Here is a 15,257-nt window from a genome sequence, read left to right as displayed (position 1 = left end):
GCGTCAGTGCCGGTCGACCAGCGGGGCGACCCCGTCGAGGATGCGTTCCAGGCCGAAGTCCAGCGGGTCCCGGTCCTGGGGTGCGAAGGCCCCGGCGGCGATGGCGGCGGTGAGGGCGGGGAACCGGTGTCCGTGGCGCTCCAGCACGTCGGCGGCGAGCCGGTTCCACTCCGCGGCGCCCTCGTCGTCCGCGTCGACGAGTTGCTGGGCGAGGTTGCGGATGTGGCCGATGATCAACAGGAAGGTGTCGTGCTGCTGGGCGGCCGTGAGCCCGGTCGGGGCCAGGGCGGCCAGCGCGGCGTCGAGCCAGGCGAGCTGGTGGGGGCCCATGAGCTGGCGTCGCACGGCGGTGGCGGTCAGGATCCACGGGTGGCGGCGGTAGAGCGCCCAGCACTCGCGGGCCCATTCGGTCAGCTGCGGACGCCAGCCGTCCAGGAGGCCGATGGCCTCGGGGGGTGCGCCGAGGGCGGAGTCGACCATCAGGTCGACCAGTTCGGCCTTGCCGGGGAAATACCGGTACAGCGCCATGGTGGTGACGCCGAGCTCGGCGGCGACCCGCTGCATGGAGACCGCGTCCAGGCCCTCGGCGTCGGCGATCGCGATGGCGCCGGTGACGATGCGCTCGGCGGTCAGTGAGGGCTTCGGGCCCCGGCGGGGCTGCTCCTGCTCCCCCCACAGCAGCGCCAGGCTCGCCTTCGGGTCGCGCTTCTTCTCCCTGCTCGCGGCCATCCGCTGCTCCTTGGGACCTCGGTGGTGATTGACGCTCTCTCAGAACTGTGTATAACATACACTCAATTGCTTATCCGATACACAGTTAAGGGGAGTTCCTGTGATCACCGCCCTCGTCGCCACCGCCGCCGCCCTCGCCGCCCCCGTCGCCGCCGCCCTCGGCCACCGCCGCGTCAAGCAGGCCACCGGCGCCCGGCTGATGCGGATCGACACCCCCAACGGCATCGACGAGCAGCGCTTCGTCCGCATCGGCGGGATCGAGCAGTGGATCTCCGTCCGCGGCGAGGACCTCGACAACCCGGTGATCCTGGAGATCCACGGCGGTCCGGGCGCCTCCAACGCGGTCTACGGACCGCGCACCCGGTCCTGGGAGAAGCACTTCACGATCGTCCGCTGGGACATGCGCGGCGCCGGCAAGACCCTCGGCCGCAGCGGCGCCGACGGCCAGGGTGAGCTGGACTTCGACCGGATGTACGAGGACGCCGTCGAGCTCACCGACCACGTGCGCACCCGGCTCGGCGTCGAGCGCGTCGTCCTGGTCGCCAACTCCTTCGGCAGCACCTTCGGACTGCGCCTGGCCCGTCAGTACCCCGACCGCTACTCCGCCTACGTCGGCACCGACCAGAAGATCCACGACGCCGGGCGTGACACCACCGACCACCTCGCCCTGCTGGCCCGGCTGCGCGCCGCCGGCAAGCGCAAGGAGCTCGCCGCCGTCGAGGAGATCGGTCCCGACCCGCGCGCCTGGACCGCCGAACAGCACGGCGCCTACGCCAGGATCGCCGCCACCACCGACCCGCTGACCTTCTCCACCATGAAGTCCGTCGTCATGAAGTCGCTCTGGTTCTCCCCGCTGCACACCCTCGGCGAGCTGGGCACCCTCGGCAAGGGCATGAAGCTCTCCGAGTCGATCCTCCCCGCCACCGCCGCCTTCGACGACCGGGCCGACGGCACCCGCTTCGAGCTGCCGTTCTTCCTCTTCCAGGGCGACCGGGACGTGCTCACCCCGACCGACCGCGCCAAGCGCTTCTTCGACGACGTCCAGGCCCCGGTCAAGGAGTTCGCCCTGATCGAGGACGCCGGCCACTTCGCGTCCTTCCGCCGTCCCGACCGGTTCCTGCACCTGATGCTGACCAGGGTCCGGCCCGTGGTCACCGGCCGGACGCACGCCGTCGCCCGGTAGCCGCCGCGCCGGGCGCCGCCGCCGGACCGTCCCGGAGCCGGGAACGACGAAGGCCCGGACCGTCGAAACGGTCCGGGCCTTCTGCCGGCGGAGGATACGAGATTCGAACTCGTGAGGGATTGCTCCCAACACGCTTTCCAAGCGTGCGCCCTAGGCCTCTAGGCGAATCCTCCGTGGGAGAGCTTAGTACATGTTCGGGGGTGGTTGCGACCACGTATGTCGAGGGTGGTCCGGGGGTGTGGCCTGCGGATCGCGGAGCGGGGGTGAGGAGGGCGGGGTGGTGGAGGTGGGGGCCGGGGATCCGGTACTGTGGGGCTCAGCCCCTCGTGTGGCGTTATCTCTCTGAACCCCCCCAGGGCCGGAAGGCAGCAAGGGTAAGAGGGCTCTGGCGGGTGCGCGGGGGGTCTTTGCGTTCCCGGGGCCGGGTGGGGCCCGGTCGAGGGCGACGCGTTTGTCGGCTCGTCCCGATATCGTCGGTGGTGTGTCCCTAGCCCTGTACCGCCGCTATCGCCCCGAGACTTTCGCCGAGGTCATCGGGCAGGAGCACGTGACCGCTCCGCTCCAGCAGGCCCTGCGCAACAACAGGGTCAACCACGCCTACCTGTTCAGCGGCCCGCGCGGCTGCGGGAAGACGACGAGCGCGCGCATCCTGGCCCGTTGCCTGAACTGCGAGCAGGGGCCGACGCCGACCCCGTGCGGTGAGTGCCAGTCCTGCCGGGACCTCGCGACGGGCGGGCCCGGTTCGATCGACGTGATCGAGATCGACGCTGCCTCGCACGGTGGTGTGGACGACGCCCGTGAGCTGCGGGAGCGGGCGTTCTTCGCGCCGGTGCACAGCAGGTACAAGATCTTCATCCTGGACGAGGCGCACATGGTGACCTCGGCCGGCTTCAACGCGCTGCTGAAGGTGGTGGAGGAGCCGCCGGAGCACCTCAAGTTCATCTTCGCGACCACGGAGCCGGAGAAGGTGATCGGGACGATCCGCTCCCGCACGCACCACTACCCGTTCCGGCTGGTGCCGCCCGGCACGCTGCGCGACTACCTGGCGGAGGTCTGCGGCCGGGAGCAGATCCAGGTCGAGGACTCCGTCTTCCCGCTGGTGGTCCGGGCCGGGGCCGGGTCGGTGCGTGACTCGATGTCGGTGATGGACCAGCTGCTCGCGGGCGCCACCGAGGGCGGGGTGACGTACCAGATGGCGACCGCGCTGCTCGGGTACACGGACTCCGCGCTGCTGGACGAGGTGGTGGACGCCTTCGCCGTGCAGGACGGGGCGACGGTGTTCCAGGTGATCGACCGGGTGGTCGAGGGCGGGCACGACCCGCGCCGGTTCGTGACGGACCTGCTGGAGCGGCTGCGGGACTTGGTGATCCTGGCCACGGTGCCGGACGCGGGCGAGAAGGGGCTGATCGACGCCCCGGCGGACCGGGTCGCGGTGATGCAGGCGCAGGCGGACGCGTTCGGGGCGGCCGAGCTCAGCCGGGCGGCGGACATCGTCAACACCGGGCTGACCGAGATGCGCGGGAACGCGGCGCCCCGGCTGCAGCTGGAGCTGATCTGCGCCCGGGTGATGCTGCCGGGCGCGTACAGCGACGAGCTGTCGTTGCAGGCGCGGCTGGACAAGCTGGAGCGCCGGGCGGCCTCCGGCGGGTTCGCGGCCCCGATGCAGGCTCCGATGCAGGCCCCCGCGATGCAGGTCGCCCCGGTGCAGGTCGCCCCGGTGCAGAGCGCTCCGGCGCAGGCACCGGTGGAGTCCGTGCAGGCGCCTCCGATGCAGCAGGCCCCGGTCCAGGCCCCCGCCCCCGCGGCGCCGGCCGGGCCCGCGCCCGGCGCGTGGCCGATCCCGCGCAGCTTCTCCCCGGGCGGGGGCGCGCCCGCGCCGGTGGCGGCGCCGCCCGTGCAGCAGGCGCCCGCGCCCGTCCAGGCGGCCCCGGTCGCCGCCCCGGCTCCCGCTCCGGCCGCCGCGCCGGGCGGCGGGCAGCCGTCGGGCGCCGCACAGCAGGGGGCCGGGCAGGTCCGGCAGATGTGGCCGCAGATCCTGGAGGCGGTGAAGAACCGCCGCCGCTTCACCTGGATCCTGCTCAGCCAGAACGGCCAGGTGGCCGGGTTCGACGGCAGCGTGCTCCAGGTCTCGTTCATCAACGCGGGTGCACGGGACAGCTTCGTCAGCAGCAACAGCGACGACGTGCTGCGCCAAGCGCTGGCGGACGCGCTCGGCGTGGACTGGCGGATCGAGTGCATCGTCGACCCGTCGGGCGGCTCCGGTGGCACCGGTGGGGGCAACTCCGGCGGCAGCAGCCCCAGCGGCTCCGGCGCCTCCACCGGCGCTTGGGGTGCGCCGGCAGCGCGTCCGGCGGCGCCCGCGAGTCCGGTACAGGCCGCTGCGCCCGCGCCCGTACCGGCGCCCGCTCCGATGGCCGCGCCCCCGGCGCAGTCGGTCGCGCCGGTGGCCCCGCCGGTGCAGGCCCAGCCGGCGGCCCCGGCCGGGCGTCCGGCGCAGTCGGTCGCGCTGGAGGACGACATCCCGGAGGAGGACGATCCCGAGCTCAAGGAGGAGACGTTCTCCGGCCAGGAGTTGATCATCCGCGAGCTGGGCGCGACGGTGCTGGAGGAGATCCGGCACGGCGGCAACTGAGCCGCGACCGGGCGCCGACGCGGCAGCCGCCGCACGGCACCCGCGCGGCGGCTGGTCGGACGGCCGGTTCCGGCGGCACGTAGGCTCGGTACGACGACGCGGCGACGTACGCAACGCAGGGTCGAGCACGGCCGGCGGCGCGGACGGAGCATGCGGAGCAGGACGATACGAAGCACGACGGACGCAGAACGCAAGGAGTGAGCCGTGTTCCCCGGTGGTGGCCAGCCCAACATGCAGCAGCTGCTCAAGCAGGCGCAGAAGATGCAGCAGGACCTCGCCCAGGCACAGCAGGAGCTGGCCGAGACGAAGGTGAACGGTTCGGCGGGCGGTGGCCTGGTCGAGGCCACCGTGACCGGTGCCGGTGAGCTGGTGGCCCTGGCCATCGCTCCGGCCGCCGTCGACCCGGAGGACACCGAGACCCTGGCCGACCTGATCCTCGCGGCCGTCCGGGACGCGAACCAGGCCGCGCAGAAGCTGCAGGCCGAGCGGATGGGCCCGCTGACCCAGGGCCTGGGCGGCGGCGGCATCCCCGGTCTGCCGTTCTGACCTGGTCGGTTCTCCGAAGCAGGACCGGCGCAGGACCCAAGCAGGACCCAAGCGGGACCGGCGCAGGACCCCAGCAGGGCCCGAACAGGACCCCAGCAGGGCCGAGGCGGGCCGGGGCCGGCACGGGAAGCCCGAAGTCATGAAGGTCTGAAGTTCGTACAACGGACCTGTGTGATTTATGCGGGAGTAGGGCGTCGGGCGGTGTGCCCGGCGCCCGATTCGTTGGATGATGGCACCGGGGCATCGGGAAACCGGTGCACCACTGACCCCTGAGGGAAGGCGCGACGTGTACGAGGGCGTGGTTCAGGACCTGATCGACGAACTGGGCAGGCTGCCCGGCGTCGGGCCCAAGAGCGCGCAGCGGATCGCCTTCCACATCCTGCAGGCCGACCCCACCGACGTCCGCCGGCTGGCGCACTCGCTGCTGGAGGTCAAGGACAAGGTCCGGTTCTGCGCCGTCTGCGGCAATGTCGCGGAGGCCGAGCAGTGCCGCGTCTGCCTCGACCCGCGCCGCGACCTCGCGGTGATCTGCGTGGTCGAGGAGCCCAAGGACGTCGTCGCGATCGAGCGCACCCGCGAGTTCCGCGGCCGGTACCACGTGCTGGGCGGCGCGATCAGCCCGATCGAGGGCGTCGGCCCGGACGACCTGCGGATCCGCGAGCTGCTGGCGCGCCTCGCGGACGGCACGGTCACCGAGCTGATCCTGGCCACCGACCCCAACCTGGAGGGGGAGGCGACCGCCACCTATCTGGCCCGGCTCTGCAAGCCGATGGGCCTGAAGGTGACCCGCCTGGCGAGCGGTCTGCCCGTCGGCGGGGATCTGGAGTACGCGGACGAGGTCACCCTCGGTCGCGCCTTCGAAGGGAGACGACTGCTCGATGTCTGACCGGACGATCAACCAGCAGCCCCACACGCCCCACCAGGCAGGCCCGCAGCAGGACCGGCCCGCCCCGCACATCCATGCGCACGGCTCGGAGCCGGACGACTTCGCGGTGCAGATCGCGGACTCGGTGGAGAGCTTCGTGCTCGCCGTCACCGAGGTCGCCAAGGGTGACGAGCCCGGCAGCGCCGTCTCGCTGCTCCTCCTGGAGGTCTCGCAGCTGCTGCTGGCCGGCGGCCGGCTCGGCGCGATCGAGGACGTCGTCCCCGAGGACCGCTTCGAGCCCGACACCGGTCCGGAGCCGGACAGCGAGCAGCTGCGCGAGCGGCTGGCCGAGCTGCTCGCGCCGATCGACGTCTACCACGAGGTCTTCGACCCGTACGGGCCGCCGGAGAAGCCGAACGCCTTCCGGATCTCGGACGACCTGGCCGGCGTGGTCAGCGAGCTCCAGCACGGCCTCACCCACTACCGCGACGGGCGGGTCAGCGAGGCGCTCTGGTGGTGGCAGTTCTCGTACCTCTCCAACTGGGGCACGACCTGCTCGGCGGTGCTCCGGGCGCTGCAGTCGCTGATCGCCCACGTCCGGCTGGACAGCCCGATCGGGGCCGTGCCGGACGGTGCGGACACCGACGACGACGGGCTCACCGACGAGCAGCTGGAGCAGCAGGCCGGCGACCTGATGGCGGCCGAGCTGGGCCTGGGCCGGTAGGACGGTGACGGGCTGCCCCGGAGCCGGGGGCGGACTGTGACGGACGCCTCAGGGATTCCGGTGGAAGGGAAAACCCCGGGGCCGCCGTCCGTTCGTCCGCCGATTCTTCGGGGCCGCACCGGATGCCCCGCAGACCTGCCGGTCGCGACCCCCGGACCGCCGCCCACCTGCTGAAACGGGCGTCTCATCATATGGAAAGCGACGGTCGCGGCACCCCCGCTCGGTAGACTGGCGCGGACCGCACAACCCCCGCCACCCGGGGGTGCGGGGGCCCAGAGCCCCCGGAAACGACACAAGTCGAGGAGCGCACGTGGGCCTTGTCGTGCAGAAGTACGGCGGCTCATCCGTTGCGGATGCCGAGGGCATCAAGCGCGTGGCCCGTCGAATCGTTGACGCCAAGAAGGCCGGCCATGAGGTCGTCGTCGTGGTGTCCGCGATGGGCGACACGACGGACGAGCTCATCGAACTCGCGGAGCAGGTGTCACCCATCCCTGCCGGCCGTGAGTTCGACATGCTGCTGACCGCTGGAGAGCGCATCTCCATGGCGCTGCTGGCCATGGCGATCAAATCCCTGGGTCACGAGGCCCAGTCCTTCACGGGCAGCCAGGCCGGTGTCATCACCGACTCCGTCCACAACAAGGCGCGCATCATCGACGTGACGCCGGGCCGCATCCGCACCGCCCTGGACGAGGGCAACATCGCGATCGTGGCCGGCTTCCAGGGTGTCTCGCAGACCAGCAAGGACATCACCACGCTGGGTCGCGGCGGCTCGGACACCACCGCCGTCGCCCTCGCGGCGGCCCTCAGGGCCGAGGTCTGCGAGATCTACACCGACGTGGACGGCGTGTTCACCGCCGACCCGCGCGTGGTGAAGAAGGCCCGCAAGATCGACTGGATCGCCTACGAGGACATGCTGGAGCTGGCCTCGTCCGGTTCCAAGGTGCTGCTCGACCGCTGCGTGGAGTACGCGCGGCGCTACAACATCCCGATTCACGTACGCTCGTCCTTCTCGGGCCTTCCCGGGACGATCGTCAGCAACGACAACCCGAACCAGCCCGAAGGGGGCGAGATGGAGCAGGCCATCATCTCCGGAGTCGCCCACGACACTTCCGAGGCCAAGGTCACGGTCGTCGGCGTGCCGGACAAGCCGGGCGAGGCGGCGCGCATCTTCCGCGCCATCGCCGACGCCGAGGTCAACATCGACATGGTGGTGCAGAACGTCTCCGCCGCGGCGACGGGCCTGACCGACATCTCCTTCACGCTGCCGAAGACCGAGGGCCAGAAGGCCATCGACGCGCTCGGCCGGGTCAAGGAGGGCATCGGCTACGAGTCGCTGCGCTACGACGACGCGATCGGCAAGATCTCCCTGGTCGGCGCCGGCATGCGCTCCAACCCGGGGGTCACCGCGACCTTCTTCGAGGCGCTCTCCGAGGCCGGCGTCAACATCGAGCTGATCTCCACCTCGGAGATCCGCATCTCGGTCGTCACCCGGGCCGACGACGTCAACGAGGCCGTGCGCGCCGTCCACAGCGCCTTCGGGCTGGACAGCGAGTCGGACGAGGCGGTCGTCTACGGAGGCACCGGGCGATGACCCGGCGGCCGAACCTCGCCGTCGTCGGCGCCACCGGCGCGGTCGGCGAGGTGCTGCTCGGCCTGCTCTCCCTCCGTCAGGACATCTGGGGCGAGGTGCGCCTCGTCGCCTCCCCGCGCTCGGCCGGCCGCAAGCTGGCCGTGCGCGGGGAGTCCGTCGAGGTGCTGCCGCTCACCGAGGAGGCCTTCGACGGGATCGACGTCGCGCTGTTCGACGTGCCCGACGAGGTCTCCGCCCGCTGGGCGCCGATCGTTGCCGCCAAGGGCATCGTGGTGGTCGACAACTCCGGGGCGTTCCGGATGGACGAGGACGTCCCGCTGGTCGTCCCCGAGGTCAACGCGGCCGCGGTCCGGATGCGTCCGCGCGGCATCGTGGCCGGCCCCAACTGCTCCACGCTGGCGATGATCGCCGCGATCGGCGCGCTGCACGCCGAGTACGGGCTCAGCGAGCTGGTGGTCGCCTCCTACCAGGCGGCCTCCGGCGAGGGCCGCTCCGGCGTGGACGCGCTGCGCGCGCAGGTCGCGCTGGTGGCGGACACCGAGGTCGGCGAGCAGACCGGCGACCTGCGCGCGGTGATCGCCGACAACGGCCCGTTCGCCGCTCCGCTGGCGCTCAACGCGGTGCCGTGGGTGGGCTCGCTGATGGACGGCGGCTGGTCGTCCGAGGAGCTGAAGCTCCGCAACGAGTCGCGCAAGGTCCTCGGCCTGCCCTCCCTGCGGGTCTCCGCGACCTGCGTCCGGATCCCGGTGGTGCGCACCCACGCGCTGGCCGTGCACGCGGTCTTCGAGCGCGAGGTCACCCAGGAGCACGCCCAGCAGATCCTCCGGGACGCCCCCGGTGTGGTGCTGTACGACGACCCGGCGGCGGGGGAGTTCCCCACCCCGAACGACGTGGTCGGCACCGACCCGGTCTGGGTCGGGCGGGTGCGCCGGGCGCTGGACGACCCGGCGGCGCTGGACCTCTTCCTCTGCGGCGACAACCTGCGCAAGGGCGCGGCGCTCAACGCCGTGCAGATCGCCGAGCTGGTCGCGGGCGAGCTGTTCGCCTGACGCGTCGTGAGCCCGGGGCCCACGGGATCGCCGGGGCCCACGGGATCGCCGGGGTCCGCGAGATCGCCGGGGTCCGCGGGATCGCCGGGACCGGGGGAGCCGTGCGGACCGGGAGAGCCGTGCGGACCGTGAGATCCGCGAGAACCGTGAGGCGTCGTGAGATTCCGTGCGCCTTCTGCGCGGCTTCGGGGCCCACTTGCCCAATCCGCCGGAATCCCCTGGAGCGGGCCGCCACCCGTACGGGAGAATGTTCCCCGGGTTGGGGCAACCATGACAGGGGATCGAGTGTCCAACGGGCGTGGCGAACGTGATGGTGGGGGCAGGGGCGGGCATCTCGGCAACGGCCGCGGTGACGTTCTCGCCGCGCGCCCAGCGGCCTGCGGATAGGCCGGAAGACAGCCAGATGACGGCGGTCGCACCCGGCACGGCGGACTCCGGCGCCGGTACCAGCGAGGATCTGCTCACCGAGACCTATCAGGCCCACTACCGCTCCCTGTTGCGGCTGGCGGCGCTGCTCCTCGACGACCTCTCGACCTGCGAGGACGTGGTCCAGGAGGCGTTCATCCGGGTGCACTCGGCACGCCGCCGGGTGCGCGAGCCGGAGAAGACGCTCGCCTATCTGCGGCAGACCGTGGTCAACCTGTCCCGCTCCACGCTGCGGCGACGGATCCTCGGCCTGAGGCTGCTGCCGAAGCCGATGCCTGACATGGCCAGTGCAGAAGAAGGAGCCTACGATGCGCTGGAGCGCGACCAGTTGAAGGCCGCGCTGCGTGGTCTGCAACGCCGTCAGCGGGAGGTTCTGGTGCTCCGTTACTTCGTGGACATGACGGAGGCGCAGGTCGCGGAGACCCTGGGCATCTCGCTCGGCTCGGTGAAGGCGTACGGCTCGCGAGGGATCGCCGCGCTGCGGGTCCAGATGGAGGCCGGGCATGGCTGACGACCTGATCGGCGCGGGGGGGACGGGCGGACCGGGCGACCGGGCCGACTTCGACGGCGCCGGACGGGCGGGCGGGCCGGGCATCGGCGGGCCGCCCTCGGGTGCACCCGGCATCGGCGGGCCGCGCCCGGGTGGACCGGGCACCGACGGGCCGAACACCGACGGGCTCGACCCCGACGAGCAACTGGTCCGCGTGCTGCTGCAGCGCGCCGTGGCCGAGGTGCAGCCCGACCCCGCCGGCCTGCACCGGATCCGCCGCGCCGTGCCCCGACGGCGGGCCGCCCGGCGCGGTGCCTGGACCGGCGCCGCCGCACTCGCGGTCGCGGTGGCGATCGCCCTGCCGGCCCTGCACGACAGCGACCACCTCGGGCTCTCCGGCGGCCCCGGCACACCCGGCGCGTCCGGTGCCACGCCCTCGGCCACCGCCGAGGGCGGCACGGCCGGCAGCGACGTCGTGGGCCCGAACTGGCCGTCGCACCCCGGCACGAGCGGCACCACCGGCACCGGCAGCCCCTCCGGCTCCGTGAGCGCCCCGCCCCACCCGGGCGCCAGCAGCGCCGGGGCGGGCGGAGCACCGTCCGCCCCGGCCGCCGCGTCCAGTACCGGCGGCGACGGCGCACCCGTGCCGCTCTGCCTCCGGGGCGACCTCGGGCAGGGGGCGTCCAGGGTCGGCGAGGCCGACGGCGACGGGCGGATCTACGGGTACTTCACGGTGGTCAACACCTCCGCACACGCCTGCCGGCTCGGCGGGCCGGGCTCGGTCGCCGTCACCGGAACCACCGGGACGGATCCCGCCCGGATCCGGGTGGCCGACCACACGGCGGGCGATCCGGCGACGGAGCTGCCCGCCCCGCGCCCCGGGGCCGGGGACGGCCCCGGACTGCTCCTGGCACCGCAGGCCGCGTACCGGGTGGACTTCGGCTGGGTGCCGGACGCCGGCTGCCGGGCGCCGGGCGGTGCCTCGCCCAGTGCGACGGCCGGCCAGAGCGGGTCGGGCGGCTCCGGGGCGGGCACCTCGCTGGCGATGCAGTCCGGCGGCCCCGGCGGTTCGGCCTCGGGCTCCGGTCCGGGAGCCGTCCCCCCGGCGGCCGGTGCCTCGGCGGCGCCGACCGCGGCGCCCCCGGCGTCCGCCACGCCGACGACGGGCCCGACCTCCGTGCCGAGCCCCTCGGCCACGCCGACCACCGGCCCCAGTGCGCCGCCGCCCGCCGTCACCCTCGCGCACACCCCGGCGCCGGGCAGCCCGGCCGCCGCCTCCGCCGTCCTGCCGGGCGCCTGCTCGGGCACCGTCTACCGCACGGTGCCGCAGCCCGTCCCGGCGCCGACCGCGACCACGACCGCGGCGCCCTCCGCCTCCCCGTCGGCCGGCTGAACCCCGCAGGGGCGGTCGGCCGGCCCCCGGGCGGGCACCGGTCGCCGGCCCGCGAGGGCGCGGCGGGGGCCCCTGTGGTCGGGGGAGGTGTGAGGAGTGGTTACCGTGGGGGGTGTGTACCGGTTCCTCCTCACTCCGCGCTGGCTGAGCGGCACCGCGCTGGCCGTTGCGGCCGTGGCGGTGTGCGTCTGGCTCGGCTCCTGGCAGCTCGGCCGGTTCGAGGACAAGGTCTCCTCGCACCAGGAGATCAGCAGGTCGGTGGGCGACGCCGGCGCGGCCGCGCCGCTCGGTGAACTGCTCGGCCCCGACCGGCCCCAGGTCACCACCGACACCGTCGGCCGGGCCGTGACGGTGTCCGGGACCTTCGACCAGGAGCACCAGCTGCTCGTCCCCAACCGCGAGTTGGACGGCAAGCAGGGCTACTACGTACTCACCCCGCTGCGCACCGACGACGGCCGTACCGTCGCCGTCGTCCGCGGCTGGGCGCCCGGAGCGCCCGCCGAGGGCGCGTCCGCCGCGGCGCTGCCGCCGGCCGGTGAGGTCACGGTGGCGGGGCGGTTGCAGGCGGGCGAGACCAGCGGCAGCGGCGGCGCGGTGGCCGGCGGGCTGCCGGCCGGCCAGCTGGGCACGATCAACAGGGCCGCGCTCGTCAACAAGCTGTCCTACGAGGGCTGGTACGACGGCTGGGTGTCCGCGGACGCCGTGCCGGCCGGGCTGACCCCGGTGCCGACCGTGCAGCCGCAGGGCGGCAACGGCCTCACCCTGCGCGCGTTCCAGAACCTCGGGTACACCCTGGAGTGGTTCGTCTTCGGCGGCTTCGTCGTCTTCATGTGGTTCCGCCTGGTGCGTCGCGAGGCGGAGGCCGAGCAGGACCGGGCCCTCGGGCTGGACCCGGTCCTGGAGTAGCCCCCGGGGCTCAGCGCGACGGCTTCGCCGGCGGGGGGACGGCCGGCTTGGACGGCGGCGCGGGCGCCGTCGGCACCGCCGGGGCGGTCGCCGTCGGCAGCGGTTGGGGCGTACCGGACGGGGACGGGGAGACCGTCGGCGGCGGGTTGCCGCACCGGCTGCCGCCGTTCCCGCTGCCGTCGTCGTCCGAGTTGTAGGTGTCGGTGTGGTGGCGCGTGGTGCGCCCGCCCTTGGAGCCCTTCGACCCCTTGGACCCGGAGGACTTGGAGCCGGAGGACTTGGACCCGGACGACTTGGACGCGGCGAACAGGGCCGCCCCGTCACCGGTCTCCGCGAACGCGGCGGTCCCGACGGTCCCGGCGGTCCCGACGGCCTCGGTGGTCCCGACGGCCTCGGTGGTCGTGATGGCCCCGGTGGTCCCGATGACCTCGGCGGTCCCGGCCGTCCCGGTGGTGCGCAGGCCCGCCCGGACGGCCGGGCTCCCCGCGGCGGAGCCGGCGCCGCCGCTCCCCGCCCCCGTCGGGCTCGACGTGGTCGTCGCCGTGGCCGTCGGCTGCGTGGACGGCGACAGGGGCGGCGGGCAGGCCGCGTCGCTGCTGTCCTGACCCGAGCAGCCGGTGAGCACGAGTGCGCCGGCCACCCCCACCCCCAGGAGCGTCAGCAGTCGTCTCACCCGGTCCCCCCGTCGCCCGAGTCGGCCCGGTCCTGCCCGGCGGGTGCCTCTCCCAGGTGCCGCCGGACGAAGTCGATCTCCAGCCGGAGCTGCTTGATCCGCTCCTCCACCACCAGCGAGCCGTGCCCGGCGTCGTACCGGTAGACCTCGTGCGGCCTGCCCAGCTGCTCCAGCCGCTCCACGTAGTTCTCGATCTGCCGGATCGGGCAGCGCGGGTCGTTCACCCCGGCGCTGATGTAGACCGGCACCCGCACCTGCTCGACGTAGGTCAGCGGCGAGGAGGCGGTCCAGCGCTCGGGCACCTCGGCGGGCGTGCCGCCGAAGAGCGTGCGGTCCAGCGACTTCAGCGCCTCCATCTCGTCGTCGTACGCCGTCAGGTAGTCGGCGACCGGGACGGCGGCGACGCCGAGGGTCCAGTTCTCCGGCTGCACGCCGAGGCCGAGCAGCGTGAGGTAGCCGCCCCAGGAGCCGCCGGTGAGCACCAGCCGCTCCGGATCGGCGAGCCCGCTCGCCACCGCCCACGCGCGGACCGCGGCGATGTCCTCCAGCTCGATCAGCCCGACCCGCTCGCGCAGCGCGTCCGTCCAGGCCTGGCCGTAGCCGGTGGAGCCGCGGTAGTTGACCCGGACCACCGCGAAGCCGTGGTCCAGCCAGGCGGCGGGGCCGGCGGCGAAGGAGTCGCTGTCGTGGTGGGTCGGCCCGCCGTGGATGTCGAAGACGGTCGGGAACGGGCCGTCCCCGGCCGGGCGCTGGACCAGCGCGTGCACCCGGCCGCCGGGGCCGTCCACCCAGACGTCCTCGACCGGCACCGAGCCCGGCGGCACCGCGCCCGGCGCCCGCAGGACGACCGTGCCGGCGGTGGAGCGGACGGCGGACGGCTCGGCGGCGGAGGACCAGAGGAACTCCACCGTGCCGTCCGGGCGGGCGGTCGCGCCGCCGACGGTGCCGCGCGGGGTCTCCAGCCGGGTCAGCACCCCGGTGTCCAGGGCGTACGAGAACAGCTCGCTGCGCGCCTCGTACTCGTGCTCGACCAGCAGTGCGCGGGCGCCGGGGCGCCACTGCGCGGAGACGTCGCCGGGCAGCTCGCGGCCCTGCTCGTCGCGCAGCGGCAGCGCGGTCTCGGTCCCGGTGGCCACGTCCCAGATCATCGGCTCCCAGCGGCCGGTCCGCTGGTGGGCCACGAGCAGCCGGGTGTCGCCGTCGACCGGCGCGAAGCCGAGGCAGGCGACCCCGCGCGGTTCCGGGCGGCCGGTGACCTCGTCCAGCTCGGCGACGGTCGCGCCGTCGGAGAGCCGGACGACCCGGATCGCCGAGTGCATCGCGTCGCCGTGCTCGGTGTGGTCGATGGCGAGCAGCGCACCGTCGTAGCCGAGGTCGCCGACGCCGCCGTACTCCTCGTGGCGGTAGATCTCCACCGCCTCGGCCGCGCCCGGGCGGCGCAGGTGCAGGGTGGTGCCGTGCTCGTCGGTGGAGCGGCCGACCACCATCGTGCCGTCCCGGCCGAGGGCGAGGCCCGCCGAGTAGGAGGCGGCCAGGCCGGGCACGGCCTCCTCGTCGGGGCCGGTGGCGCCCTCGGGGCGGCCCGCGAACGGCTGGCGGCGCCAGATCCCGAACTCGTCGCCGTCGTTGTCGTCGAACCACCAGACCCACGCGCCGTCGGGCGACAGCTCCGCGTCGGTGGTGCCGTTCGGCCGGTCGGTCACCTGCCGGTGGCTGTCGGTGGCGCGGTCCCAGGCGTACACCTCGTAGGTACCGGTGGCGTTGGACACGTACAGCGCCCGGTCGGGGGCGTCCTCCGCCCAGTCCGGAAGGGAAACCCGGGCCGCCCTGAACCGCTGCTCCCACGCCGGTACGGCGCTCTTCTCCTCGCTCATCCACCCATCCAACCCGATCGGGGGGAGTGAACGGAACGGGCGGGCGGACCGGGACCGGCCCACCCGCCCCGCCGGGCCCGCGCCCGGGCCGTCCGGCCATCGCCTCCACCAGGCCTGCCCCGGAGCTCGGCGCCGCCCCACGCACCGGCCTCCCGGGCCACTTCCGACGGTGCGGC

The 15,257-nt window shown here is 73.9% G+C and carries 13 protein-coding genes, 1 tRNA gene and 1 other RNA gene; 11 read left to right on the top strand and 4 right to left on the bottom strand.

Annotation, left to right across the window (positions count from 1 at the left end; all coding sequences use genetic code 11):
* Window positions 1-3: 3 nt before the first annotated feature.
* A complete protein-coding gene (locus tag ACWDRR_RS17370) occupies window positions 4-729 on the bottom strand; it encodes a TetR/AcrR family transcriptional regulator (protein WP_449773038.1) in 726 nt (241 codons plus the stop codon).
* A 100-nt stretch (window positions 730-829) separates the two neighbouring features.
* Here ACWDRR_RS17370 and ACWDRR_RS17365 point away from each other — a divergent pair, with 100 nt between their 5' ends.
* Window positions 830-1,912: an alpha/beta fold hydrolase gene (locus ACWDRR_RS17365; RefSeq protein WP_449773037.1), complete on the top strand. Its 1,083-nt coding sequence runs from the start codon at window positions 830-832 to the stop codon at window positions 1,910-1,912.
* 88 nt (window positions 1,913-2,000) lie between these two features.
* On the opposite strand, the gene ACWDRR_RS17360 is transcribed toward ACWDRR_RS17365, so the two are convergent.
* Window positions 2,001-2,085, bottom strand: a tRNA-Ser gene (locus ACWDRR_RS17360).
* Between the two features lie 142 nt (window positions 2,086-2,227).
* Here ACWDRR_RS17360 and ffs point away from each other — a divergent pair.
* The 10 genes from ffs (at window position 2,228) to ACWDRR_RS17310 (ending at window position 12,534) form a co-directional block, all read left to right on the top strand.
* Window positions 2,228-2,324: signal recognition particle sRNA small type (gene ffs, locus ACWDRR_RS17355), an RNA gene on the top strand.
* Window positions 2,325-2,393: 69 nt separating this feature from the next.
* Window positions 2,394-4,544: a DNA polymerase III subunit gamma and tau gene (locus ACWDRR_RS17350; protein WP_449773036.1), complete on the top strand. Its 2,151-nt coding sequence runs from the start codon at window positions 2,394-2,396 to the stop codon at window positions 4,542-4,544.
* Between the two features lie 204 nt (window positions 4,545-4,748).
* A complete protein-coding gene (locus ACWDRR_RS17345) occupies window positions 4,749-5,090 on the top strand; it encodes a YbaB/EbfC family nucleoid-associated protein (RefSeq protein WP_329488611.1) in 342 nt (113 codons plus the stop codon).
* 286 nt (window positions 5,091-5,376) lie between these two features.
* Window positions 5,377-5,976 (top strand): recombination mediator RecR, encoded by a 600-nt coding sequence (recR, locus tag ACWDRR_RS17340; protein WP_449773035.1) that lies wholly within the window; start codon window positions 5,377-5,379, stop codon window positions 5,974-5,976.
* Window positions 5,969-6,679 (top strand): DUF5063 domain-containing protein, encoded by a 711-nt coding sequence (locus ACWDRR_RS17335; RefSeq protein ID WP_360637438.1) that lies wholly within the window; start codon window positions 5,969-5,971, stop codon window positions 6,677-6,679. Before recR ends, ACWDRR_RS17335 begins: the two co-directional genes overlap by 8 nt.
* 310 nt (window positions 6,680-6,989) lie before the next feature.
* Window positions 6,990-8,270, top strand: coding sequence for an aspartate kinase (locus tag ACWDRR_RS17330; protein WP_449773034.1), 1,281 nt, complete (start codon window positions 6,990-6,992; stop codon window positions 8,268-8,270).
* Complete coding sequence (locus tag ACWDRR_RS17325) at window positions 8,267-9,319, top strand: aspartate-semialdehyde dehydrogenase (RefSeq protein ID WP_449773033.1); 1,053 nt, start codon at window positions 8,267-8,269, stop codon at window positions 9,317-9,319. The genes ACWDRR_RS17330 and ACWDRR_RS17325 overlap by 4 nt, the downstream gene beginning before the upstream one ends.
* Window positions 9,320-9,722: 403 nt before the next feature.
* Complete coding sequence (locus tag ACWDRR_RS17320) at window positions 9,723-10,256, top strand: SigE family RNA polymerase sigma factor (RefSeq protein WP_449773146.1); 534 nt, start codon at window positions 9,723-9,725, stop codon at window positions 10,254-10,256.
* On the top strand, window positions 10,249-11,628 hold the full coding sequence (locus ACWDRR_RS17315) for a hypothetical protein (protein ID WP_449773032.1): 1,380 nt from the start codon (window positions 10,249-10,251) through the stop codon (window positions 11,626-11,628). The genes ACWDRR_RS17320 and ACWDRR_RS17315 overlap by 8 nt, the downstream gene beginning before the upstream one ends.
* A gap of 114 nt (window positions 11,629-11,742) precedes the next feature.
* Window positions 11,743-12,534 (top strand): SURF1 family protein, encoded by a 792-nt coding sequence (locus ACWDRR_RS17310; RefSeq protein WP_449773031.1) that lies wholly within the window; start codon window positions 11,743-11,745, stop codon window positions 12,532-12,534.
* A 10-nt stretch (window positions 12,535-12,544) separates the two neighbouring features.
* On the opposite strand, the gene ACWDRR_RS17305 is transcribed toward ACWDRR_RS17310, so the two are convergent.
* The gene (locus ACWDRR_RS17305; protein WP_449773030.1) at window positions 12,545-13,207 is read right to left on the bottom strand and encodes a hypothetical protein; all 663 of its coding nucleotides are present in this window, start codon (window positions 13,205-13,207) and stop codon (window positions 12,545-12,547) included.
* Complete coding sequence (locus tag ACWDRR_RS17300) at window positions 13,204-15,081, bottom strand: prolyl oligopeptidase family serine peptidase (protein WP_449773029.1); 1,878 nt, start codon at window positions 15,079-15,081, stop codon at window positions 13,204-13,206. Before ACWDRR_RS17300 ends, ACWDRR_RS17305 begins: the two co-directional genes overlap by 4 nt.
* Between the last annotated feature and the right edge of the window lie 176 nt (window positions 15,082-15,257).

It is taken from the genome of Kitasatospora sp. NPDC003701 (assembly GCF_053587085.1).
The sequence above is the reverse complement of the archived record's forward strand: the minus strand, read 5'-3'. Positions and strand labels throughout refer to the sequence as shown.